General features: G+C 70.8%; 23 protein-coding genes, 1 pseudogene and 1 riboswitch. Of the genes and pseudogenes, 14 read left to right on the forward strand and 10 right to left on the reverse strand.

Annotation, left to right across the window (positions count from 1 at the left end; genetic code table 11):
- The first annotated feature begins 176 nt into the window (after window positions 1-176).
- The gene (locus ABT114_RS05420; protein ID WP_351138857.1) at window positions 177-515 is read left to right on the forward strand and encodes a helix-turn-helix domain-containing protein; all 339 of its coding nucleotides are present in this window, start codon (window positions 177-179) and stop codon (window positions 513-515) included.
- Window positions 516-767: 252 nt separating this feature from the next.
- On the opposite strand, the gene ABT114_RS05425 is transcribed toward ABT114_RS05420, so the two are convergent.
- Together ABT114_RS05425 and ABT114_RS05430 are read right to left on the reverse strand one after the other, a co-directional pair.
- Entirely contained in the window at window positions 768-971 is a 204-nt protein-coding gene (locus ABT114_RS05425) for a cold-shock protein (protein ID WP_037915390.1), read from the reverse strand.
- Window positions 972-1241: 270 nt separating this feature from the next.
- Window positions 1242-1772: a GNAT family N-acetyltransferase gene (locus ABT114_RS05430; RefSeq protein ID WP_351138860.1), complete on the reverse strand. Its 531-nt coding sequence runs from the start codon at window positions 1770-1772 to the stop codon at window positions 1242-1244.
- A gap of 207 nt (window positions 1773-1979) precedes the next feature.
- On the opposite strand from ABT114_RS05430, the gene ABT114_RS05435 reads away from it, so the two are divergent.
- From ABT114_RS05435 to ABT114_RS05460, 6 genes are all read left to right on the forward strand, one after another.
- The gene (locus ABT114_RS05435; RefSeq protein ID WP_351138862.1) at window positions 1980-2324 is read left to right on the forward strand and encodes a helix-turn-helix domain-containing protein; all 345 of its coding nucleotides are present in this window, start codon (window positions 1980-1982) and stop codon (window positions 2322-2324) included.
- A gap of 294 nt (window positions 2325-2618) precedes the next feature.
- Window positions 2619-2822 (forward strand): cold-shock protein, encoded by a 204-nt coding sequence (locus tag ABT114_RS05440; protein WP_007383480.1) that lies wholly within the window; start codon window positions 2619-2621, stop codon window positions 2820-2822.
- A 152-nt stretch (window positions 2823-2974) separates the two neighbouring features.
- Complete coding sequence (locus tag ABT114_RS05445) at window positions 2975-4525, forward strand: DEAD/DEAH box helicase (RefSeq protein WP_351138864.1); 1551 nt, start codon at window positions 2975-2977, stop codon at window positions 4523-4525.
- A gap of 73 nt (window positions 4526-4598) precedes the next feature.
- Window positions 4599-4850, forward strand: coding sequence for an SCO5918 family protein (locus ABT114_RS05450; RefSeq protein WP_351138866.1), 252 nt, complete (start codon window positions 4599-4601; stop codon window positions 4848-4850).
- Between the two features lie 173 nt (window positions 4851-5023).
- Window positions 5024-5401: a GvpU-like protein gene (locus ABT114_RS05455; RefSeq protein WP_351138868.1), complete on the forward strand. Its 378-nt coding sequence runs from the start codon at window positions 5024-5026 to the stop codon at window positions 5399-5401.
- A 70-nt stretch (window positions 5402-5471) separates the two neighbouring features.
- Window positions 5472-5786, forward strand: a complete 315-nt coding sequence (locus ABT114_RS05460; protein WP_351138870.1) for a hypothetical protein — start codon at window positions 5472-5474, stop codon at window positions 5784-5786.
- Between the two features lie 102 nt (window positions 5787-5888).
- Here ABT114_RS05460 and ABT114_RS05465 read toward each other — a convergent pair whose 3' ends face one another.
- Window positions 5889-6092, reverse strand: coding sequence for a cold-shock protein (locus tag ABT114_RS05465; protein ID WP_351138872.1), 204 nt, complete (start codon window positions 6090-6092; stop codon window positions 5889-5891).
- Between the two features lie 402 nt (window positions 6093-6494).
- On the opposite strand from ABT114_RS05465, the gene ABT114_RS05470 reads away from it, so the two are divergent.
- On the forward strand, window positions 6495-7592 hold the full coding sequence (locus tag ABT114_RS05470) for a glycoside hydrolase family 26 protein (RefSeq protein ID WP_351138874.1): 1098 nt from the start codon (window positions 6495-6497) through the stop codon (window positions 7590-7592).
- Window positions 7593-7604: 12 nt separating this feature from the next.
- Here the strand turns inward: ABT114_RS05470 and ABT114_RS05475 are convergent, their stop codons facing one another.
- On the reverse strand, window positions 7605-8774 hold the full coding sequence (locus tag ABT114_RS05475) for a M23 family metallopeptidase (protein ID WP_351138876.1): 1170 nt from the start codon (window positions 8772-8774) through the stop codon (window positions 7605-7607).
- Window positions 8775-8952: 178 nt separating this feature from the next.
- Here ABT114_RS05475 and ABT114_RS05480 point away from each other — a divergent pair, with 178 nt between their 5' ends.
- Complete coding sequence (locus ABT114_RS05480) at window positions 8953-9468, forward strand: FxLYD domain-containing protein (RefSeq protein WP_351138878.1); 516 nt, start codon at window positions 8953-8955, stop codon at window positions 9466-9468.
- Window positions 9469-9489: 21 nt separating this feature from the next.
- Here ABT114_RS05480 and ABT114_RS05485 read toward each other — a convergent pair whose 3' ends face one another.
- Window positions 9490-10173 (reverse strand): DUF6445 family protein, encoded by a 684-nt coding sequence (locus ABT114_RS05485; protein WP_351138880.1) that lies wholly within the window; start codon window positions 10171-10173, stop codon window positions 9490-9492.
- Window positions 10174-10456: 283 nt separating this feature from the next.
- Here ABT114_RS05485 and ABT114_RS05490 point away from each other — a divergent pair, with 283 nt between their 5' ends.
- Entirely contained in the window at window positions 10457-11152 is a 696-nt protein-coding gene (locus tag ABT114_RS05490; RefSeq protein WP_351139504.1) for a DUF4142 domain-containing protein, read from the forward strand.
- A gap of 12 nt (window positions 11153-11164) precedes the next feature.
- Here ABT114_RS05490 and ABT114_RS05495 read toward each other — a convergent pair whose 3' ends face one another.
- On the reverse strand, window positions 11165-12823 hold the full coding sequence (locus ABT114_RS05495) for a glycoside hydrolase family 13 protein (RefSeq protein WP_351138882.1): 1659 nt from the start codon (window positions 12821-12823) through the stop codon (window positions 11165-11167).
- A gap of 141 nt (window positions 12824-12964) precedes the next feature.
- Complete coding sequence (locus ABT114_RS05500) at window positions 12965-13324, reverse strand: ArsR/SmtB family transcription factor (RefSeq protein WP_351138884.1); 360 nt, start codon at window positions 13322-13324, stop codon at window positions 12965-12967.
- Between the two features lie 80 nt (window positions 13325-13404).
- Window positions 13405-13587: riboswitch (cobalamin riboswitch) on the forward strand.
- Between the two features lie 29 nt (window positions 13588-13616).
- Here ABT114_RS05500 and nicT point away from each other — a divergent pair.
- Window positions 13617-14744 (forward strand): Nickel transporter NicT, encoded by a 1128-nt coding sequence (gene nicT, locus ABT114_RS05505; protein ID WP_351139506.1) that lies wholly within the window; start codon window positions 13617-13619, stop codon window positions 14742-14744.
- 45 nt (window positions 14745-14789) lie between these two features.
- Here nicT and ABT114_RS05510 read toward each other — a convergent pair whose 3' ends face one another.
- Both ABT114_RS05510 and thrS read right to left on the reverse strand, forming a co-directional pair.
- Window positions 14790-15755 (reverse strand): nucleoside hydrolase, encoded by a 966-nt coding sequence (locus tag ABT114_RS05510; RefSeq protein ID WP_351138886.1) that lies wholly within the window; start codon window positions 15753-15755, stop codon window positions 14790-14792.
- Window positions 15756-15801: 46 nt separating this feature from the next.
- A pseudogene (gene thrS, locus ABT114_RS05515) lies at window positions 15802-17025 on the reverse strand (threonine--tRNA ligase); the annotation flags it as partial.
- Between the two features lie 313 nt (window positions 17026-17338).
- Between thrS and ABT114_RS05520 the strand changes: the two are divergent.
- Window positions 17339-18121: a hypothetical protein gene (locus ABT114_RS05520; protein WP_351138888.1), complete on the forward strand. Its 783-nt coding sequence runs from the start codon at window positions 17339-17341 to the stop codon at window positions 18119-18121.
- Between the two features lie 34 nt (window positions 18122-18155).
- Here ABT114_RS05520 and ABT114_RS05525 read toward each other — a convergent pair whose 3' ends face one another.
- A complete protein-coding gene (locus ABT114_RS05525) occupies window positions 18156-19499 on the reverse strand; it encodes a helix-turn-helix domain-containing protein (RefSeq protein WP_351138890.1) in 1344 nt (447 codons plus the stop codon).
- Between the two features lie 116 nt (window positions 19500-19615).
- On the opposite strand from ABT114_RS05525, the gene ABT114_RS05530 reads away from it, so the two are divergent.
- The gene (locus ABT114_RS05530; protein WP_351138892.1) at window positions 19616-19801 is read left to right on the forward strand and encodes a hypothetical protein; all 186 of its coding nucleotides are present in this window, start codon (window positions 19616-19618) and stop codon (window positions 19799-19801) included.
- 78 nt (window positions 19802-19879) lie between these two features.
- A complete protein-coding gene (locus ABT114_RS05535) occupies window positions 19880-21877 on the forward strand; it encodes an Ig-like domain repeat protein (protein WP_351138894.1) in 1998 nt (665 codons plus the stop codon).
- Window positions 21878-21889: the final 12 nt, after the last annotated feature.

Raw genomic sequence — 21889 nt, forward strand, 5'->3', positions numbered from 1 at the left:
TGGAAGGTGGTCCCCGGTCAGGCATCCACGAAGCCCGCAGCCGAGCCCTCTCCTGGGTAGGTCTGCGGATACAGAGAGCCAGCCGCACTGAAGGCTGGCAGATGGTGTTGTATTTCCTTCGGGGCTCTGGTGCCGCAGGCGCCAGGGCCCCTCCACGCGTGCCCCAAAGAGGTGAAATGACAGCAGAGAGCTCATACGGTCGACTCGACGACGACGACTATCCCGCCTACACCATGGGCCGAGCCGCCGAGCTTCTCGGCACCACACCCAACTTCCTGCGCGCGATCGGCGAAGCCCGCCTGATCACGCCGCTGCGCTCGGAGGGCGGCCACCGCCGCTACTCCCGCTACCAGCTGCGCATCGCCGCCCGCGCCCGCCTGCTGGTCGACAGCGGCATGTCCGTCGACGCCGCCTGCCGCATCGTGATCCTCGAAGACCAGCTCGAGGAAGCCCAGCGCCTCAACGCCGAGTACCGGCGGGCAGCGGCCGAAGCACGGACGGAGACCGACCGCTGACGCGCGGCGTGCGCCGCTTCGAGTTGAACAGTTCATGAAGAACCTGCCTCGATACGGTACGCATCAGCATCAAGGAATTTCCGGCTGTAATGAGCCGCACGGGGAACCACGAGAGCGACCCGAACAGCGGATACAGCCGAAGCCGGCGCATCCGATTAACCGGAAAGCTGGAAATCTGGAGCACCCGGAAAAGCAAACAGCTGGGGCCCGCACCTCACGGTGCGGGCCCCAGCTGGGAAGTACGTGTACGCGTCAGGCGGGAACGATGTTCTCGGCCTGCGGGCCCTTCTGGCCCTGCGTGACGTCGAAGCTCACCTTCTGGCCCTCCTGCAGCTCACGGAAGCCCTGGGTGGCGATGTTCGAGTAGTGGGCGAAGACGTCGGCGCCGCCACCGTCCTGCTCGATGAAGCCGAAGCCCTTTTCCGCGTTGAACCACTTCACGGTGCCAGTAGCCATGTCAATTCTCCTTACGGGACGGTACCCGGAGGCCCGCACTGTGCGAACCCCACGCCGCTGTGATGATTGCCCCGCCCGGAAGAACCGGCCACTTTTTTGGGAACCACAACTGCAACTGCGCTCAACCGTAGCACGACGCAAGCCGACCACGTAGAGATATCGACGCAACATACCCCACCCGGCAGAACTCTCACCGGAAATTGTCCGAATATCTATTTCCGTGGACACAGATATACACCTGCGCACGGCGGAGCCTGTCGGACAGGCGCCCTACGGAGCCCATTCCTCCGCAAGGAGACCGAGGACGACCACGTCGACGAACGCCCCGTACACCCAGGCGGAGCGCCGCAGGGTGCCCTCGACGGTGAAGCCGGCCCTGGTCGCGGTCGCGATCATCGGGGTGTTGTCGGCGAGGGTCTCGACCTGGAGCCGGTGCAGGCCCCGTACCGCGAAGCCGTACTCGCACAGCACCCGGACCACGTCGCCCGCCAGCCCGCGCCCCCGGAACGCGGGGAGCAGCGACATCCCGAGGTGAGCCGACCTGTTGTGCGTGTCGATGCCCCACAGCAGGGCCTCGCCGGCCAGCTTCTGCGACTCGAGCTCCACCACCGAGAAGTACGCCGTCGCGTCCGACGGCGCGGCCGCCGCGGAGGGAGACTCCGGCGCCTGAGGCGGGAGGGGCCGCCAGGGGAGGGAGTCGGAGCGTGAGCGCATCACCACGTCCTCGTACAACTCCGTCTGGAACACCGGGACGTCACTGTCTTGCCGAGTCCGCAACCCGACCTTCTCTCCGCGTATCACGTGTCATTGCTATCCCACCCAGCTGTCCCACACGCCACAGCCGATCAACGAAGTCGACCGAGCGCCGGGTGTGAGCTGCGGCATCGCCGTCAGCGGTGGCCGAGGAGGAGGCACCCGGCACCTTCGGAGCCGGGGAGTGGATACTCTGCTGCGGCGGAAGTAGGCTTTGGACTTCAGTGGCGGTAGGTTTCCAGCGACGAAGGTGCTATGCCCACCGAGAACTCCCCCGGCATCGACAACCTCGACGACGACAGCTACCCCGCGTACACCATGGGGCGTGCCGCCGCCGTCCTCGGCACCACCCCCGCCTTCCTCCGGGCCCTCGGCGAGGCCAAGCTGATCACCCCGCTCCGCTCGGAAGGCGGCCACCGCCGCTACTCCCGCTACCAGCTGCGCATCGCCGCCCGCGCCCGTGAGCTCGTCGACCAGGGCACCCCCATCGAGGCCGCCTGCCGCATCATCATCCTCGAGGACCAGCTCGACGAAGCCCTCCGCCTGAACGAGGCGATGCGCCGGCAGGCCGACGACTCCGCCGCGGACGAAGCCCGCTGAAGGCCGACCGAAGCCGACTGGAGCCGACTGGAGCCCCGCAGATATCTATACCGGCGACTGCAGAAATACATGCAGGGCTTCGCGAGGTTTGCCGCTCCAACGGATGACAAATGGAAAAACACATGGGAAGTGTGCCTCGACCTGTGCTAACGTGATACCAGTTGCAGTTTTGGTTACCAGAGACTTCGAGTGCTCTCCCGACCTTCCGTCGACGAGCACTCTTTTTGTTTGCCATCGTTGCGACTCCGGGTCTGCAAGGTGCGGACTCGGGCAATGCCCCAAGGGAGATTCAATATGGCATCTGGCACCGTGAAGTGGTTCAACGCGGAAAAGGGTTTTGGCTTCATCGAGCAGGACGGTGGCGGCGCTGACGTGTTCGCCCACTACTCGAACATCGCCACCTCCGGCTTCCGCGAGCTTCAGGAGGGCCAGAAGGTGACTTTCGACGTCACGCAGGGCCAGAAGGGCCCGCAGGCCGAGAACATCGTTCCCGCCTGACGCTGACGCGTACTACGTGGCTGGGGCCCGCACTTTTGGGTGCGGGCCCCAGCTCATTGCATTTTCTACGGCTCATTCTTGCGAATCCTCGTACGGCTCGACGCCGACGACAGGAATTCCTCGATACGTGCCGCATCGAGGAAGGGTTCTGAATGGACCGCACAGCTCGCAAGAAATACGCCCCCACCCGCTCCCGTAGCGGTTCTTCCCGGTCGGCCAAAACCACCGGGCGGAACAATCACGGAGGCCGTACCACCACCTCCAGCGCGCGCCCCGCGGAGTTCGCACTCCCGGTCACCCGCACCCCGGCACTGCCGGCGGTCGAGGCGTTCGCCGATCTCGAGATGCCCGAACGGCTCCTGACCGCGCTCGGCGCCGAAGGCGTGACCACGCCGTTCCCGATCCAGGCGGCGACGCTGCCGAACTCGCTGGCCGGCCGGGACGTCCTGGGGCGCGGCCGCACGGGCTCGGGCAAGACGCTCGCCTTCGGCCTCGCCCTGCTGGCCCGCACCAACGGACAGCGGGCCGAATCCCGCCAGCCGCTGGCCCTGGTCCTGGTACCCACCCGGGAACTGGCCCAGCAGGTCACCGACGCGCTCACCCCGTACGCCAAGGCGCTGCGCCTGCGGCTCGCCACGGTGGTCGGCGGCATGTCGATCGGCCGGCAGGCGAGCGCGCTGCGCGGCGGAGCCGAGGTCGTCGTCGCGACGCCCGGCCGGCTCAAGGACCTCATCGACCGGGGCGACTGCAGCCTGAACCAGGTCGCCATCACCGTCCTCGACGAGGCCGACCAGATGGCCGACATGGGCTTCATGCCGCAGGTGACCGCCCTGCTCGACCAGGTGCGCCCGGGGGGCCAGCGGATGCTGTTCTCGGCCACCCTCGACCGCAACGTCGACCTCCTGGTACGCCGCTACCTGGACGACCCGGTCGTCCACTCGGTCGACCCGTCCGCGGGCGCCGTCACCACGATGGAGCACCACGTGCTGCACGTGGAGGAGGCCGACAAGCACGCCACCACCACGGAGATCGCCGCCCGCGACGGACGAGTGATCATGTTCCTGGACACCAAGCACGCGGCGGACCGGCTGGCCAAGAAGCTGCTGGCCGTCGGTGTCCGCGCCGCGGCCCTGCACGGAGGCAAGTCCCAGCCTCAGCGCACCCGCACCCTGGCCCAGTTCAAGGACGGCCATGTGACGGTCCTGGTGGCCACCAACGTCGCGGCCCGCGGCATCCACGTCGACAACCTCGACCTCGTCGTCAACGTCGACCCGCCCAGCGACCACAAGGACTACCTGCACCGCGGCGGTCGTACCGCCCGCGCGGGCGAGTCCGGCACCGTGGTCAGCCTGGTCCTGCCGCACCAGCGCCGCGCGATGACCCGCCTGATGGCGGACGCCGGGATCACCCCGCAGACCACCAAGGTCCGCTCGGGCGAGGCCGAGCTGAACCGCATCACCGGCGCCCAGGCCCCCTCGGGCGTGCCCGTCACCCTCGCTCCCCCGGTCGTCGAACGCCCCCAAGGTGCGGGATCCTCCGCGCGCCGGAGCGGAAACGGAAGCGGAAACGGGAGCCGAGGCAGCCGCGGACGCGGCCGTCCGGGCCAGGCCGCCCGCCGCCGCTCCTCCGCCTCCGCTCAGGGAAGCGGTCGCCCCTCCGCCCAGGGCGGCGGTCGCTCCTCCGCCCAGGGAAGCGGTCGCTGACCCGACCGGCCTCGGCACGACCCTCGGTAGATCAATCCGTTCCGGCGTTCCCCTTCAAACCAGCGGAGGCATCATGCGCTGCGTCATCGCCCGATTCCCGTTCGACCTGGTCAAAAGCGAAGTAGAGCAGTCGATGCAGGGCATCCAGCCCGAGCCCGTCTCGGGAGTGGTGTCCGTGACCATCAGCGGACGCGTCTACCCCGTCAAGCAGGTCGGGGAAGTGATCACCAAGCAGGACCGCCGCGACTTCACCGCGGCCGAGGTGGAGAGGGCGCTCGTCCGGCTCGGCTTCACCTGCCACTCGGCGGCTGTACAGCTGGGCTGAGCCCCACCGGTCACCTCGGGCCGGCCGCTCCGGTACTCCCGGACCGGCCGGCCCGTCGTTTTGTCCCGGCCGTTTTGTCCCGGCCGTTTCATCCCGGCGGTTTCGTCCCAACCATTTCGTCCCGGCCGTTTTGTCCCCTGTCGTACCGCCGCGTTGGACTAGGCTCCTCACCCATGTCACACCCTGATGATCTGCTTGTCGGCATCGCCGCCATGGTGGAGTCGGAGCACAGCAGTCACATGTCCCTCACGGTGGTGGTCCCTGGTGCCGTCATCACGGGCCGGCTGGCCCCCGAGACCCTGTGGAAGGAGCGCGTGGCGGAGGTTCTGCGGGACTCCGAGCAGCTCGCGCACTTCGCCGCCGCGTTCACCCCGTCCGACGGAGGTGGCGAGCAGCCGCAGCGCGGTGACCGGCCCACGCACCTCCACTTCCACGTCGCGCGCATTCTCCAGGGCAGCTTCGGCATCCCCGACACGGGCGGCATGTACCGCGTGGCGCTGCAGGACGTGAGCGCCTGGACCATCGGGGACATGGGCTACTCGGATCAGTAGTCGGCCGGCCGACAGGAAGAAGAGGCGGTGGTCGGCCCTCACGGGAGTACCGTGGAGGTGAGGTGAAGCCATGCGCTGGTGGCCCTGCCGCATCTGTGGCAACGAAGACATCCCGGATGTTCCCGAAGACCTCATGAGCGGGCTCGCCGAGGTCCGTATCGTCGCCGAGCATCCCGACACGGCGCAGCTGGTCGCCCAGCTCCTGCGCCGCAACTTCCGCTGCGACGAGCCGCGCAGCTATCCCACGGGGATGGACGGGCGCGGCACGCTGCTCCACCTGACGGTGGACACCGGGCACGTCACCGGAAAGCCGTCCGTCGAGTCGACCTGGCTGCTCACCAGCCATTCCCAGGCCCGGCGCGCGCACACCGACGAGCCCGGCTGACGGCACGGGCGGCATCGGCATCGACATCGCCCGAAAAGACAACGGCCCGGAAAGCGTCTCCGCTTTCCGGGCCGTTGTCTTCAGTCTGTTTCGTGCTCCGCGTCAGGCGGGACGGATGTTCTCCGCCTGCGGGCCCTTCTGGCCCTGCGTGATGTCGAACTCCACCTTCTGGCCTTCCTGAAGCTCACGGAAGCCCTGGCTGGCGATATTCGAGTAGTGGGCGAAGACGTCCGGACCGCCGCCGTCCTGCTCAATGAACCCGAAACCCTTTTCCGAGTTGAACCACTTCACGGTTCCGGTAGCCATACAAATTCTCCTTCAGGGCCGTACCGGAGGTGTCACACCGTGTGATACCTCCACGTCGCCGTGATGATTGCCCCGTCCGGGAGAGACCGGAAAATTCAGAGACACGCCGCCGAACCGGACCGGCAGTGGTGCTCGAAATGCGTTGGGAACCAAGACTGCAACTCACTTCGACCGTAGCACGGAACCACCGTCCGAGCCCGGTGTACGGACTTCTGTCGGCGTGGGACGCCGGACGCTTAATTCGCTCGTTCAGTACGGGATTCAATTGCCGTGCCACGGGCCGGCGGCTTCACCGGTTCGGGGGAGGTCGATCACGGGAGCGGCCCGGCGACGGCCGGGGGTGGCCGGGGGTGGGACATCATTTCCCCGTCCTCATGAACCCCTTGGCAGAAAGGCGCCCTCGTGGCCTCGGACGGGATGTGCCGCCGGCCGGTGCTCGGCCTCCTCACGATGCTGGCCGTGCTCGGCGTGCTGGCGGGGTCGGCGTGCACACCCGGCGGGGAGCCGTCCCCCGCCACGGGCGCGACGGCGACCCACGGGGGGCCGTCCCGCACTTCGAGTGCGGCGCCGCCCGCCGGGCAGCCGTCCCGCACCCCGACCGCGGCGGCGTCCACCGGGCCGCCGCCCGCTTTCGGCGCGTACGTCGGCTACGGCTCCGACGGCGTACGCCGGGTCGCGGAGCTCGCGGCCTGGCTGGGGCATGCGTCGGCACCGCGGGTCGGACACGTGTACCTGCCGGGCGACCGGTGGAGCAACATCGAGGGCGCCCCCGGCTACCTGGAGCTCTGGGCGCAGTGGCGCAGGGCGCGCCCGGACCGCCTGTTCGTGCTCAACGTGCCGATGCTGGAGCGCACCGAGGCGGGCCTGCCCGACCCGACGGTCCGCGCCGAGCTGCGGCTCGGCGCGGAGGGCCGCTACGACGACCACTTCCGCGTCCTGGCCGAGCGGCTGGTCCGGCTCGGCGTGCCGGACACGGTCGTCGTGCTCGGCTGGGAGATGAACGGCATCACCTACAGCCACCGCTGCGGGCCCGACCCGCAGGCGTGGCAGCGGTACTGGAGGAACATCGTCACCGCGATGCGGTCCGTGCCCGGGCAGCGGTTCCGCTTCGACTTCGCGCCCAGCCGCGGCCTGGACGCCGTCCCCTGGACCCGCTGCTACCCGGGCGACGACGTCGTCGACGTCATCGGCATGGACGCCTACGACCAGCCCCAAGGGATGTCCTTCGCCGAGCAGGTGGCGGAGCCGTACGGCCTGCGCGACCAGGTGCGGTTCGCGCGGGCACACGGCAAGCCCGTCTCGTACCCCGAGTGGGGGCTGTACCGCAACGGCGACAACCCCGTGTACATGCGTGGCATGCTCGACTGGTTCGCGCAGCAGCGGCCGCTGTACCAGGCCATCAGCGACTACTGCCCGCACGGTGTGTGGCGGTGCTCCGGCAATCCCGGGGCGTCCGCCGTCTACCGCTCGCTGATGGGCGCGACGGGCAGGCCGCGGTGACGTGACAGTGCGTCACATGCGTACGCCGTGCCGTCGCAGCCACGGCAGCGGGGGCACCGCCGACCCCAGGTACGGGGTGACGCGCACCTCGAAGTGCAGGTGCGGGCCGGTGACGTTGCCGGTGGCACCGGAGGCTCCGACGCGCTGGCCCGCGGCCACCTTCTGGCCGGGGCGTACGTTGATGCGGGACAGGTGCGCGTACTGGGTGAAGTAGCCGTCGCGGTGCCGGATCACGACCTGGTTGCCGAAACCGTCCCCGCAGGTGACGACGGAGACGGTGCCGGGGCCGACGGCGTACACCGGGGTGCCCGTGGGGACGGCGAAGTCCTGGCCGGTGTGGCGGTGCCGCCAGTGGGCTCCCGCGGCGGCGTACCCGGCGGACAGCCAGTAGTCGATGGTCGGTGTCCGCCAGCGGGACGTGACGCGACGGGGCTTCTTGCTCCGCTCGCCCAGCGCGCAGCCGGCCGCGGGCCCCGCCGTACCGGACCCGGCCGGCTCCAGCGCCCGCCACAGCTTCCTGCGGATACCGGCCCGACTGCGCTCGGCCGCGCGCAGCTCGGTGACCGCCTGGTCGAGGGCGGCGCGGAGGGTTCGCAGGTCCGGGGTGGTGGACGGAGCGGTGGACAGGGCAGTGGACAGAACGGTGGACAGGGCGGTGGGCGGGAGAATGGTCGCACCGGCACCCGCCTCCATCGCCCGAGCCATCCCCCGCGCCGTCCCCCGCTCCAGCGTCGGCACCGTCCCCCGCGCCATCCCCCGCGTCACCGTCGGCACCGTCCCCCGCGTCACCGTCGGCACCGTCCCCCGCGGCACCGTCGGCACCGTCCCCCGCGGCACCGTCGGCACCAGTGCCGGCGCCAGTGCCAGCTCACGCGCACGCGCACGTGCCCGAGCCCGTGCTTCCGCGTCCTGCGTCTTCGTGCGCAGGCGGGACACCTCACCCCGCAGCAGGTCAGCGCGCCGACAGGCCTTTTCGTAGGCCGTGGTCTGCCGGGCGGTGGTGCGGAGCAGCCGGTCGAACGGGTCGAGGGGCCGGCCGGCGTCGGCAGGCCCGGGACGGGCGTCGTCGCGGGCGCGCACGCGGCCCTCGGCCTGCGGGGCGAACAGGAGGAGCGCGACCAGCAGCGCGGCCAGAGCCACGCCGCCGCGGCGCAGGAGTCGTCGGGGGCGGTCTCGTCGCATGGTCAGATCGTCGGATGCCCGGCACCCCGACCCCACGAGGCGGCCGTGCACCCGCCCCAGGTTCCGCCCGAACGGCCCACACCGGGCAGTAAACCGGACGGTCGGGCCCGGCATGCGGCCGCTCCCGTGCGGCCCTTCACTGGAGGGAGGAGCGAGCGAATCGAACGATGGAGGCGACATGGCCCGTTACCGGGCGCGCTGGGCGACGGGCGCTGTGCTGACGGCGGTCCTGGCCACCGCACTGACCGGCTGCTCCGACGACAGCACTCCGTCGTCCCCGGCCAGCAAGGCCGCCTCCGCCCTCGAGTCGGCGGGCGCCGAGGCGACGGCCGCGATGTCCTCGATCGCGGCGCAGGCCTCGGAGGCGATCGCGTCGGCGACGGCGGCGGCCGGCCGGAAGCTCGACGAGGTCAAGAACGGCATCGACGCCAAGGACGACGTACGGCTCGGCACCCCGGCCACCGCCGCGGACGGCCGCACCACGGTCGAGGTCACCGCGAAGAACACCGCGGACTCCGCCAAGTCCTTCGCCGTACAGGTCGTCTTCAAGGACTCCGGCGGCAAACTGATCGACACGGTCGTCGTCACCGTCTCCGACGTGGCGGCCGGCACGTCCCGTACGGCCACCGCGCGCAGCACGCACAAGCTGTCCGGCGAGGTGAAGACGGAGGTCCGCAGGGCGCTGCGGTACTGAGGCCCGTGATCAACCGACCGTTCAAGCCATCCAGAAGAAGACGGCCGTCATCCGCTTCTCCTCCAGCGTCGTACCGGAGTAACCGGTCGCACTGTGCACGAGGTTGGCGTGGTAGAGGAGGAGGCGGTTGTACTTGTGCGGCACCTGTACGTCCTCCTCGAAGGCGTCGGGCGCGACGAACCGCGTTCCCAGCGCCTCGACGAGGTTGTTGTGCGGGGCCTGGACGACATTGCCGCCGAGGCGGCCGCCCGGCAGCGACTGCCGGTAGAAACTGGTTCCGCAGTCCTTGGGGACGCCGGGGTTGAGGTAGAGCACGGCGGCGTACCGGCACAAGGCGCGCGAGTCGCTGTGCGGCCGGGGCGTGCTTTCGCCCTCCCCCACCACCTGCACACAGTTGTGGTTGAGGGTGCCCCCGCCGGGCGCCTTCTGTACCCACAGCTCCTTGGCCCCGGTCGCCTTCTTCACCAGGTGCTCGACGCGGGCGAGTTCACCCGGCTCCAGGCCCGGCATGGTCCGCAGCCCCGGCCAGGTCTCCGAGGTGTACGGATAGCCCTTGACCCAGTCGTCCTTGGCGAGACAACGCTCGCGTACGGCGTCGACGTCCGGCAGGACGTCGTCCAGGACCCAGTAGTCGCGGCCCTTGGTGGGCTTGCGGTAGGGGAGGACGGGAAGCGCGGTGGGGACGCGCCGGGGCTGTGGGGGCATGGGGCCGAATGTAGGTCCGGGGTTCGCCAGGACTCTCCCGCGAACTGGTCTGGACTCGGCCGCGAGCCGGTCAACGTTTCGTCAACGGCGGCTGCCCGGCGAATCGTTCGAGCTGCCGCGACGGCGGCTTTGCCATTTCTTTACCGAACCTAGAGGTGGGATCCACCCCCGCGTCCGTATTCCAGTGCGTCCGACCCGCTCCCCGCCCTGCCGGTGGGGCGGTATCCCCGACCGGGCAGGAGGCACGGTGCGCTTTTCGCGGAACGCGATGGGAACCATCTTCGTGGGCGGTGCCCTGAGCCTGACACTCGCCGCACTGGCATACCCCTCGATGCTGGGGCTCAGCACCGTGTCGAGCTCGTCCTCGCGCGTCATCGCCCAGACCCAGTGGGGGCCGCTGACGGAGGCGGACCGGGACTTCGTGGTCAAGGTGCGCGCGGCCGGCCTGTGGGAGTACCCGGTCGGTCAGATCGGCTTGCAGAAGGGCCAGTCGAAGGGGGTCCTCACGGCGAGTCAGCACCTGATCGACGGGCACGCGGCACTGGACACCACCTGCCGGAAGATCGCCCCGATGCTGAACATCGCGCTTCCCAACGTGGCGAGCCCGCAGCAGCAGGGTTTCGTCAACCAGCTGAACGCGGACAGCGGCAAGCAGTTCGACTCCGACTTCGCCAACATCCTGCGCATCACGCACGGCTCGATCTTCAACACGGTCGCCAAGATCCGGTCCACGACCAAGAACACGCTGGTGCGCGCCCTGGCCGACCAGGCCAACGACACGGTCCTGGACCACATCACGGTCATGGAGAAGACCGGCCTGGTCGACTTCGACCAGGCCCTCTTCCAGCAGACCACCCCGCCGAAGCTGCCCGCCTCGGACGTCACCCCGCCGCCCCCGGTCGCGGGTCAGCCGGAGGTGGTCCTCACGCCGCCGCCGAATGCCACCTCCAGCCCGGTCGCCCTGCCGACGGGAGGGTGAGTTCTCTGGCGACTACGCGAGCCAGACGGTCGTGTCCGGTCCCAGCGACCGCCCGTCGCCGTCCAGCGGTGCGCTGCTGAGCAGCGCCTCCCCGGGCGGCAGCACAACCGGTGCGTCCGTCAGGTTGGTGACGCACCGCCAGCCGCCGGAGCGCGCGAAGGCCAGCACCCCGGCCGGGGTGTCCTCCGCCCAGGTCAGGCCCTCGCCCTCCAGCAGCTTGCGGCGCAGCCGCAGGGCCGTGCGGTACAGCTCCAGGGTCGAGCCCGCCACACCGTCCTGTGCGGCGACGGCGTACGACGCGAAGGACGCCGGCTGCGGCAGCCAGGCGCCACCCGCCCCGAAGCCGTACGACGGCCCCGTCGGCGTCCACGGCAGCGGCACCCTGCATCCGTCGCGGCCCTTGCGGACGTGGCCCGTCTGCTCCCAGATGGGGTCCTGGAGGACCTCGAAGGGCAGGTCGGCGACCTCGGGCAGGCCGAGTTCCTCACCTTGGTAGAGGTACGACGATCCGGGCAGCGCCAGCATCAGCAGGGTCGCCGCCCGGGCCCGCCGCAGCCCGGCGTCCGCGTCGACGGCGGGCGCGTGACCGCCGGACAGCAGCCAGGTGTTCTCGTCCGTGCCCGGCGGGAGCGTCAGCCGGGAGGCGTGCCGTACGACGTCGTGGTTGGACAGCACCCAGGTGGCGGAGGCGCCGGCCGCGCGGGCGGTGGCGAGGGAGTCGGTGATGACCTGGCGCAGCTCGTCGGCGTCCCATCGCGCTTGCAGGTACTCGAAGTTGAAGGCCTGGCCGAGTTCGTCCGGGCGCGCGTACAGCGCGCGGCGGGCGCCCGGCACCCAGGCCTCGGCGACCGCCGTGCGGGGCGGGGAGTAGGCGTCGAAGATCTTGCGCCAGTCGCGGTAGATCTCGTGGACCTCGTCGCGGTCGTAGTACGGATGGCTGCCGGGCGGCACGTGGTCGAGGGCCTCCTCGCCGGTCGCGCCGACGTCGCCGACGTCCCGCAGCGGCTCGGTGAGGTCCTTGGTGAGTGCGTGCGCGACATCGACGCGGAAGCCGTCGACACCGCGGTCGGACCAGAAGCGCAGGGTGGTGCGGAAGTCGGCGCGGACCTCCTCGTGGTCCCAGTTCAGGTCGGGCTGCTCGGGGGCGAAGAGATGCAGGTACCACTGCCCGTCCGGGACGCGTCGCCACGCGCTGCCGCCGAAGACGGACTGCCAGTCGGTGGGCGGCAGTTCGCCGTGCGCACCCCGCCCGTCGCGGAAGACGTACCGATCGCGGGCGGCGGACCCGGGGCCGGAGCGCAGCGCCTCCTCGAACCACGGGTGCCGGCGCGAGGTGTGGTTGGGGACGATGTCGACGATGACCTTCAGGCCCAGCCGGTGCGCCTCGGCGACCATGGCGTCGAAGTCGTCGAGGGTGCCCAGGCGCGGGTCGACGTCCCGGTGGTCGGCGACGTCGTAGCCTCCGTCGGCGAGTTCGGAGGGGTAGAAGGGGCTGAGCCACAGGGCGTCGGCACCGAGGGCGGCGAGGTGGGTCAGGCGCTCGGTGACGCCCCGGATGTCGCCGAGCCCGTCGCCGTCGGCGTCGGCGAAGCTGCGGGGATAGACCTGGTAGACGACGGCCTGGCGCCACCAGTCGGGGTTCCGGGAGGAGAGGTCGGGCAGATCAGGCACGCGGTCTCCTTTGGGACGTGGTCGGGCAACACCGGAAAGCCTGTCCACATTGCCCGGAAGGGGAACGTTTTACGTCGTCCGGAGGGGGCCATTCCCTGCGTGGACGCGTCCGACACCCTCGCCTGCCGGGGCGCCCGTGCGTCATCCCCCGTCCGCGGAACAGTGCTTGAGCAGCGCCCGTACGTCCTCGTCCACCACCCGGTACCGCACGACCCGCCCCTCCTTCTCCCCCTCCACGACGCCGGCCGCCCGCAGCAGCCGAAGTGCCTGCGACACGGCCGGGTCGTTCATGCCGGTCGCGATCGCCAGGTCGGAGACGGCCAGAGGGCCGGTGCGGTGCAGGGCCAACAGCAGGGCGAGGCGTTTGGGGTCGGCGAGCAGGGAGAAGCGGTCGGCCCAGGTGCGGACGTGACCGGGCTCGCCGATGGCGGCGATCGCGTCGCACACCCGGTGGCCGTCGATCGTGCGGCGGTCGGCGCGGTCGGCCGGGACGAGATGCATGGCGCCATCCTCGCAGGCACCACTATGTGATCTTGAATACCTGCGCAGGTATGCAGCTATGCAGGGGACGCCTCGCACCCCTACGGTGGGCGGGCCGTGGTGTTCGGGAAGCCGGTGTGATGCCGGAGCGGCCCTCGCCACTGTGATCGGGGAGTTCCCGTCCCGTCCGGCACCAGCCGGGCCACTGGTCGTACGACCGGGAAGGCAGGGGCGGAAACGTACGACCCGTAAGCCAGGAGACCGGCCACGGCATCTCACGAAGTGATCCACGAGGTGCTGGAGCGTGAACCGGATGACCCTGCCCAACGCTGCCCCCACGGCCGCCGGGACGACGCCGGAGACGTCTGCGACGTCCTTCAAGTGGCGGCGCGAGGACACCGTCAAGACAGCGGGGCTGATGGCGGTGATCGCCGTCCTGCACGTCGTCGCCTTCGGAATCCTCTTCCTCCTCGTCGTGCCGGAGCACTACGAGGTCGGCGCCAAGGCCTTCGGCGTCGGCCTCGGCATCACCGCCTACACCCTCGGCATGCGGCACGCCTTCGATGCCGACCACATCGCCGCGATCGACAACACCACCCGCAAGCTGATGGCCGACGGCAAGCGGCCGGTGTCGGTGGGTTTCTGGTTCGCGCTGGGGCACTCCAGCGTGGTGGTGCTGCTCGCGCTGCTGATCGCGGGCGGCACGCAGCTCGCCGGCCGGGTGATGAACGAGGACTCCAGCACCCACCAGGTCCTCGGCTTCATGGGGACGACGATCTCCGGCACCTTCCTCTATCTCATCGCCGCCCTCAACCTGGTCGCCCTGCTCGGCATCCTGAAGGTCTTCAAGGCGATGCGGGCAGGAACGTACGACGAGAAGGAACTCGAACAGCACCTGGACTCCCGCGGCTTCATGAACCGCATTCTGGGCCGCCTCACCAAGTCCATCTCCCGCCCCGGCCAGATGTACCCCCTCGGTTTCCTCTTCGGCCTCGGCTTCGACACCGCCACCGAGGTCACACTGATGGTGATGGCCGGCTCGGGCGCGGCGGCGGGCCTGCCCTGGTACGCGATCCTGTGCCTGCCGCTCCTCTTCGCCGCGGGCATGAGCCTGTTCGACACCCTCGACGGCACGTTCATGAACTTCGCCTACCAGTGGGCGTTCTCGAACCCCGTCCGCAAGGTGTTCTACAACCTCACCATCACCGGCCTGTCCATCGCCGTCGCCTTCTTCATCGGCACGATCGAACTGGTCGGCGTCCTCCACGAGAAGCTCGACCTGCGCGACGACGTCACCGGCTGGATCGCCGGCCTGAACCTGGACAGCGTCGGCTACGTCATCGTCGGCCTGTTCGTCGTCGTATGGGCGGCGGCGGTGGCGTACTGGCGGCTGGCGAAGGTGGAGGAGCGGTGGGCGGTACGGCCCGCCGACACCAACTGAGCCGGCACCAACCGGCGGAGCCCCCCGTTGTCGTCGGGCTCGCGCTCAGCCCTCCACCGTCGCCAGGTAGAGCTTCACGTACCGCGCCACGTCCACGTCCAACGCCACGTCCACGAGGGCCTGTTCGCGAGCGCTCTCGTGGATCTCGGACTCGCCGGGGCGCGGGCGGCGGTCGACGATCGTCTGGCCTCGGGACGGACCGGGGGCGAGGGAGACCTCGACGGGCAGCAGGTGAGTGCTGATACCGGCCGGGTCGGCGACCGCGCAGACCGCGCCCGCGTCGCCGAGGCCGCCGGCCGGGTCGTCACCGTCGGCGGCGGGGGCGGACGGGCGGCGCGCGAGCAGGTCGCCGGCCAGCCGGGCGCCCGGTTCCGCGCTCGCGCGCAGCCGTCGTACGTCGGCCCCCGGCACGACGACCCGCTGGAACACGTCCAAGCCGTACATGGTGATCGGCACCCCGGCGGTCAGCAGGACCGCCGCCGCCTCCGGGTCGTGCCAGACGTTGAACTCCGCGACCGGCGTGGCGTTGCCCGTGGCCACCGCGCCGCCCATGAACACGATCCGCTCGATGTTGCGGGTCACCTCCGGGTGCGTACGCAGCAGCAGCGCGATGTTCGTCAGGGGTGCCGTCGGGATCAGCGTGACCGGACGCGGTGAGGCGAGGATCTCCCGCCGGAGCAGCGTCACCGCGTCCACGTCGACCGGGGTGCGGGTCGGCGCGGGCAGGCCGAGGTCGCCCATGCCGTCCTCCCCGTGCACGTGCCGTGCCGCGCGGACCGGCTCGATCAGCGGCCGCTCGGCGCCACGGGCCACCGGGATGTCGGGAGCGCCCGCCAGCTCCAGCACGGTCAGGGTGTTGCGGACCACCCCGTCGACGTCCGTGTTCCCCGCCACGCAGGTCACCGCGCGCAGATCGATCGCGGGGTGGCGGACGGCGAACAGCAGGGCCAGGGCGTCGTCGACGCCGGTGTCGCAGTCGATGATCACGGGCACGATCGAACCGTTCGACACGGCGGGCTCCTCTCACCGGGCCTGCGCAGGCCCCACGCGAGCGACCCTACGCATCGTCTCCATCCCACAGCGCGCTGCCCCGGCCCGCCACCCGCGCCACGACCCGCTCCACCAGCTCGGCGCCGGGCAGGGCCCCGATCCGCCGCCCGTCCCGCAGCCGTACGTCCACCAGACCGCCGCCCGCCTCCCGCTCCCCGATCACCGCCACGTACGGCACGAGCCGCGCCGCCCGGATCCGCGCCCCCAGGCTCCCCTCCCCGGCGCACTCGGCGCGCAGCCCGCGCTCGGCGCCCCGCCGTACGAGGTCCCGCGCCGGCGCCTCCTGCGCCTCCGACACCGGCAGGACGACCAGGTGCACGGGCGCGAGCCACGCCGGGAACGCACCGCCGTGCTCCTCGATGAGGTGCGCGACCGCGCGCTCCACGCTCCCGATGACGCTGCGGTGCACCATGACCGGCCGGTGCTTGGCTCCGTCGGCGCCGATGTAGTGCAGGTCGAAGCGTTCGGGCTGGTGGAAGTCGATCTGGACGGTGGAGAGGGTGGCCTCGCGGCCGGCCCGGTCCTCGATCTGCACATCGATCTTGGGCCCGTAGAAGGCGGCCTCGCCCTCGGCCTCCTCGTACGCGAGCCCGGACCCCTCCATGACCTCCCTCAGCAGCGCGGTGGCCCGGCGCCACAGCTCCGGGCCGGCGACGTACTTGCCGCCCGCCCCCGGCAGGGAGAGCCGGTACCGGGAGGCGCGGATGCCCAGGTCGGCGTAGGCCCGGCCGATCAGCTCCAGGGCCGCGCGAGCCTCCTCGACGGCCTGGTCGAGGGTGCAGAAGATGTGCGCGTCGTTGAGATGGATCGCCCGTACCCGGGTCAGCCCGCCCAGCACACCCGACAGCTCGGAGCGGTACATGCCGCCCAACTCGGCCATACGCAGGGGCAGTTCGCGATAGGAGTGCGAGCGTGAGCGGTAGATGAGGGCGTGGTGGGGGCAGAGGCTGGGCCGCAGCACGACCTGCTCCGCGCCCAGCTGCATCGGCGGGAACATGTCGTCGCTGTAGTGGTCCCAGTGCCCGGAGATCTCGTACAGCTCGCGCTTGCCGAGGACCGGCGAGTACACGTGCCGGTAGCCGGCGGCACGCTCGGCCTCGCGGATGTACTCCTCGAGGCCGTACCGGACGATCGCCCCGTCGGGCAGCCAGTACGGCAGCCCCGACCCCATCAGCGGATCGGTGTCGAACAGTTCGAGCTCGCGGCCGAGACGTCGGTGGTCGTGCATGGTGGGCTCCTCTCCTGCCGAGTCCCGTCGGGAGCGAGCACCACACGCCGAAGCCCCGGGGCGCTCACCCCGGGGCTTCGGACATCTACGTCAGCTGTCAGCGCGCCGGGACACGTTCCGGCGTCGTCGTGAGGGACGGGATGGCGCACTGCATGGGATGACCGTAGCGGTGGGGTGGGGAAGGGGCGAACGGTTTTCCGGCGGGGACCGGTGGCCCCACCCCGCTCACCCGTACGGCCCGCCGCGCTGGTGCCCCCGTACCCCTGGTGTTGCCGTGAAAGGACGGACCCTCGACGCACCCCCTGGAGCAACCCCGATGACCCGCGTGCGCACTCTCCTCGCCTCCGCCCTCTCCACCGCCACGCTCCTGACCACCTCTGCCTGCCTGGGCGCCGCCGAGGGAGCCCCCCACGCCCCCATAGTCCCGGCTTCCTCCGCGGCCCCTTCCGCCCACGCCTCCTCCGCGGCCGGCTCCGCCCTCACCGACGCCCAGGCCCACGACGCCCTCATCACGGACACCGACCTGGGCGGCTCCTGGGTCCCGACGCGTGGGGCCGCGACCTGGCGGGACGGACTGCTGAAGGCGAAGACCTCGGTGGCCGAGTGCCGGCGTCTGCTCGACGCCCTCTACGCCGACGAAATCCTCGGTGCCCCCGCCCGCGCGGTGACCGGCCTCGACGACACCGACGCCGATGCGCAGCTGCGCTACCAGATCTCCGCCCAGTCGCCGGCGGCGGTGGACAGCTGGCTGGCCTGGCTGAGCACCATGCCGCAGAAGTGCGCGCGGTTCACTGCCACGTCGACGACGGGCGCCGTACTGGACGTCCAGGTCTCCGACGAGGCGCTGCCCGAGGTCGGCGACGCCCGGCAGGGCCTGCGGGTGACGGTGACCGCGGTGACCGGACCGGAGGGCCAGACACTCGACGGCGACCCCGCCACCCTCTCCCTGGACGTCGCCGCCGTCCGCGTCGGCCCGGACGCGTTCGCCCTCACCAACGGCGGGATGGGCGACGTACCGAACGACGCCACCCAGGCTGCCGTACAACTCGGCGCCCAGCGCCTGACGGAGATCCGCAAGCAGGGCCGGGCGCAGGTCTGACGCCTACCGCTCCTCGTACGGATCCGTCGGCTTCTCACAGCGGCGGCTGGGCGGGCGCCGGTCCCAGTGTCGTCGTGCCGGGCGCCGTACGGTGTCCGAGCCCCGTCCGGTACGCGTCCAGCGCCGCCTCCACCCGCCCGGTGCGGCGCAGCAGGTCGCCGAGGAGCCGGCACAGGTCGGCGAGGTCGCCGGCGGCTCCCGCCCGCTCCAGCAGGCTCAGCGCGCGCACGTAGTGCTCCTCGGCGGCCTCGGTGTCACGGGCGTCGTCGGCGATGATGCCGAGGAGGCGGTGCGCACCTGCCGCGTGCACGGCGCCGCGCTCGGGCGAGAGGTCGCCGAGCACGTCGTGCAGCAGGGCGGCGGCCTCCTCGGACTTTCCCCGCCGGTGCAGTACGTCGGCGAGCTCGACGGCGACCTGGCTGCTGTAGAGGGCGGCGCGCTTGGCGGCGAGCATGGCCATGGCCTCCCGCAGCTCGCCCTCCGCCCGCTCCAGGTCACCGTTCTGCGCGGAGACATAGCCGCGCATCCAGTGACAGTTGGCGAGCTCGGTACGGATCTGCAGCTGCCGGTAGAGCTCGGCGGCCTTGGCGAGCGAGGCGTCGGCCTCGGCGAGCCGGCCCTCGGCGAGCAGCGTGCGGGCGACCGACCGGTGCATGTGGGCGACCAGGGCGGGGTCGCCGGCCTGGGGCGCCAGGGCGAGGGCGAACTCGGCGGCCTGGGCGGCGCGGGCGTGGGCACCCAGGTCCATGTAGGGCCCGATGGCGGAGGCGTACAGCAGGAGCAGCGCGTCGGGATCGTGCAGTCCGGCGCGGTTCAGCTCGTCGAGGGTGGACTCCAGCAGGTATACGGCGTACCGGAGTTCACCGGCGAGGTAGTGGGACAGGGCCCGCCCACGCAGCGCGGGCACCCTGGCCGGCAGCGGAGCATCGGCGAGACACGCCTCCGCCCGCTCGAAGCACTCCCGGGCCGTCCCCAGGTCACCGGTCTCTATCCCGCACTCCCCGAGCCCCAGCAGCGCGGTGGCCTGCACTTCGGCCAGTCCCTCCGCCTCCGCCTCCGCGAGCAGGACGGAGTACCGCTCGGCCGCCTCCTCGGCCTCGCCCGTGGCGAGGGTGCGCTGGGCCTCGGTCAGCCGCAGCCGCAGATCGGTGACGAGCCGGGCGGACCGCCCGGTGGCCAGCTCACCGAAATCGACCCCGAGCCGCTCGGCGATGTGCCTGAGCGCCTCGTCGGAGGGCCGCACCCGTCCGGCCTCCAGGGTGGAAATGTAGGCAGGCGTGTACGTCGGCTCGGCCAGCTGCCGCTGGGTCAGCCCGCGTTCGCTGCGCAGCCGCTGCACGCGACGCCCGATGACCTCGGGCTCGTCCCTCTCGCCCACGCCCCCGCTACCCCCAACCACCCCTGGAACTCTTGCGGTTCGACCATGACACGCCCTAGGTTAAACCGCGACTTAAACACGCTTAACACTTCACTGTCACCCGTTGCGAGGTCGCCGTGCCCGGACCCACATCCGCGCGTTACGCCAGGGGCTTCGCGGCAGCCGTGCTCGCCACGGCGACCCTGATCCTCGCGGCGAACGCGGGACCGGCGCGGGCCGCGGAAGAGGGGCCGCGGGCACCCCGCCCGCCCGCGAGCGCACCTGCCGCACCGCTCTCACTGTTCTCACCAGCCTCTTACTGACCAGTTCACCTCGATGTCAGTACCGTGACCTAATCTGCGCAGTCTGATTCCACTTTCGTTCCGGGGGGTTCGAAACACGTGCGCAGACGCACTCTTCCCGCCGCGACAGCACTCGCGGTTCTCTTCGGCTCCGTCGCGCTGGTCGCGGGCGGCGCCGGGTCGGCGGCAGCCGACTCCAGCACACTCCTGCCCCTGAAGGCGACCGGCGACATGGTCGTCGACGGAGTCCACCACCGGGTCTTCATCAGCGACCCGACCAGCGGTCAGGTCGTCGTGACCGACTACGCGGGCACGGTCGTCGCGACCGTCGGCTCGCTGCCCGGCGTCCGCGGACTGGAACTGTCCGCCGACTCCGCCACCCTCTACGCGGCCGTGGGCGACGCCGACGCGATCGTCGCCATCGACACGGCGACCGCGACCGAGGCCCACCGCTACTCCACCGGCACGGCGGACCCGCAGTACCTCGCCGAGGCGGGCGGCAAGCTCTGGTTCGGCTACGGCGGCGCCGCCAAGGGCAACATCGGCTCGCTCGACCTCACCGGCACCGACCCGGTCGTCACGCTCGCCCAGGCCCCCGTCAACACCTGGTACTCCGCCCCGATCCTGAACGCCTCCGCCGGCGCCCCGAACACGCTCGTCGCGGGCGCGCCCGGCCAGAGCCCGGTCGTCCTCGCGGTGTACGACGTCTCCTCGGGCACCCCGACCCAGACCGCGTACGCCTTCGACCCGGGCGACACCGGCGGCGGCAACCTCACGGACATGGCGGTCACGCCGGACGGCCAGGACGTCGTCACGGCCAGCGGCGCCCCGTACTACCAGGCGGTCTACAAGCTCACGGACCTGTCCAAGGACGGCAAGTACGAGACGAACACGTACCCGAACGCCGTGGACATCGCCCCGAACGGCGTCGTCGCGGCGGGCACCAACTCCTGGTACGAGCCCGACGTCCACGTCTTCAAGCCGGGCACCTCGCTGCCGCTGAAGGAGTACGAGTTCGGCAGCAGCACCGGCAGCAGCGCCTCCGACACCCTCGCCGCGCGGGGCCTGGCCTGGGCGCCGGACGGCAGCGAGCTGTTCGCGGTGTCCATCGACAGCGCGGACAACTACTCGCTGCGCGTCTACGACGACCCCACCAAGACCGCCGCCACGCTGACGGCCGACGCGCCGGCCACCGGCACCCGCGGCAAGGCGCTGACCGTCACGGGCAAGCTGACGTCCGAGGCCGCGTTCCCCGCGGGCACCACGGTCGCCGTCACCCGCACCGACGACGAGTCGCCCGCCGGCAAGGCGCTCGGCACCGCCACGGTCGCCGACGACGGCTCGTACTCCTTCGCCGACACCCCGCCGGCCGGCGGCACGGTGAAGTACACCGTCACCTACGCGGGCGACGCCGACCACACGGGCGCCACCGCGTCCGACTCCGTGGCCGTCGCCAAGACCGCGACCACGGTGACGCTGAACAACGCCGGCAAGGTGTACGGCTACGGCACCGACGTGACGTTCACCGCGCACCTCGGCACCACCTACAAGAACCGCACCGTGGAGATCTGGGCCGACCCGTACGGCTCCGACAAGCCCAACGCCCTGGTCAAGAAGGGCACGGTCAACTCCAGCGGCAACCTGACGGCCACGCTGCACCTGACCCGCGACACCAAGCTCACCGCGAAGTTCACGGGCGACACGCGGTACGCGGCGAAGTCGGCGACCGCCACGGTCTACACCAAGGTCAAGGTCTCGACGTCGCTCAGCGGCGCCTACAAGACCGCGCGGGCGTGGAACGCGACCTACTCCTACTTCCACAAGACCAAGGACCCCGTCGTCAACACGACGATGACGGCGTACAAGGGCCGCAAGTACCAGATGCAGATCCAGGAGTTCTACAGCGGCGCCTGGCACACCACGTACACCCAGTACTGGTCGCTCGGCTCCACCGGCAAGGACTCGGTCGTCCTGGACGACACCCCGCCGACGGGCGTCCGCTTCCGCGTCCGCTCCAACTACATCGACACGAAGTCCGGTGACAACGTCAACGCGACGACGTACGGCGGCTGGAAGTACTTCATCTTCACCAAGTGAGGCGACAGACGC

Origin of the sequence: Streptomyces sp. NPDC002088 (genome assembly GCF_040296605.1) — a bacterium.
In the GTDB taxonomy this organism is placed as follows: domain Bacteria; phylum Actinomycetota; class Actinomycetes; order Streptomycetales; family Streptomycetaceae; genus Streptomyces.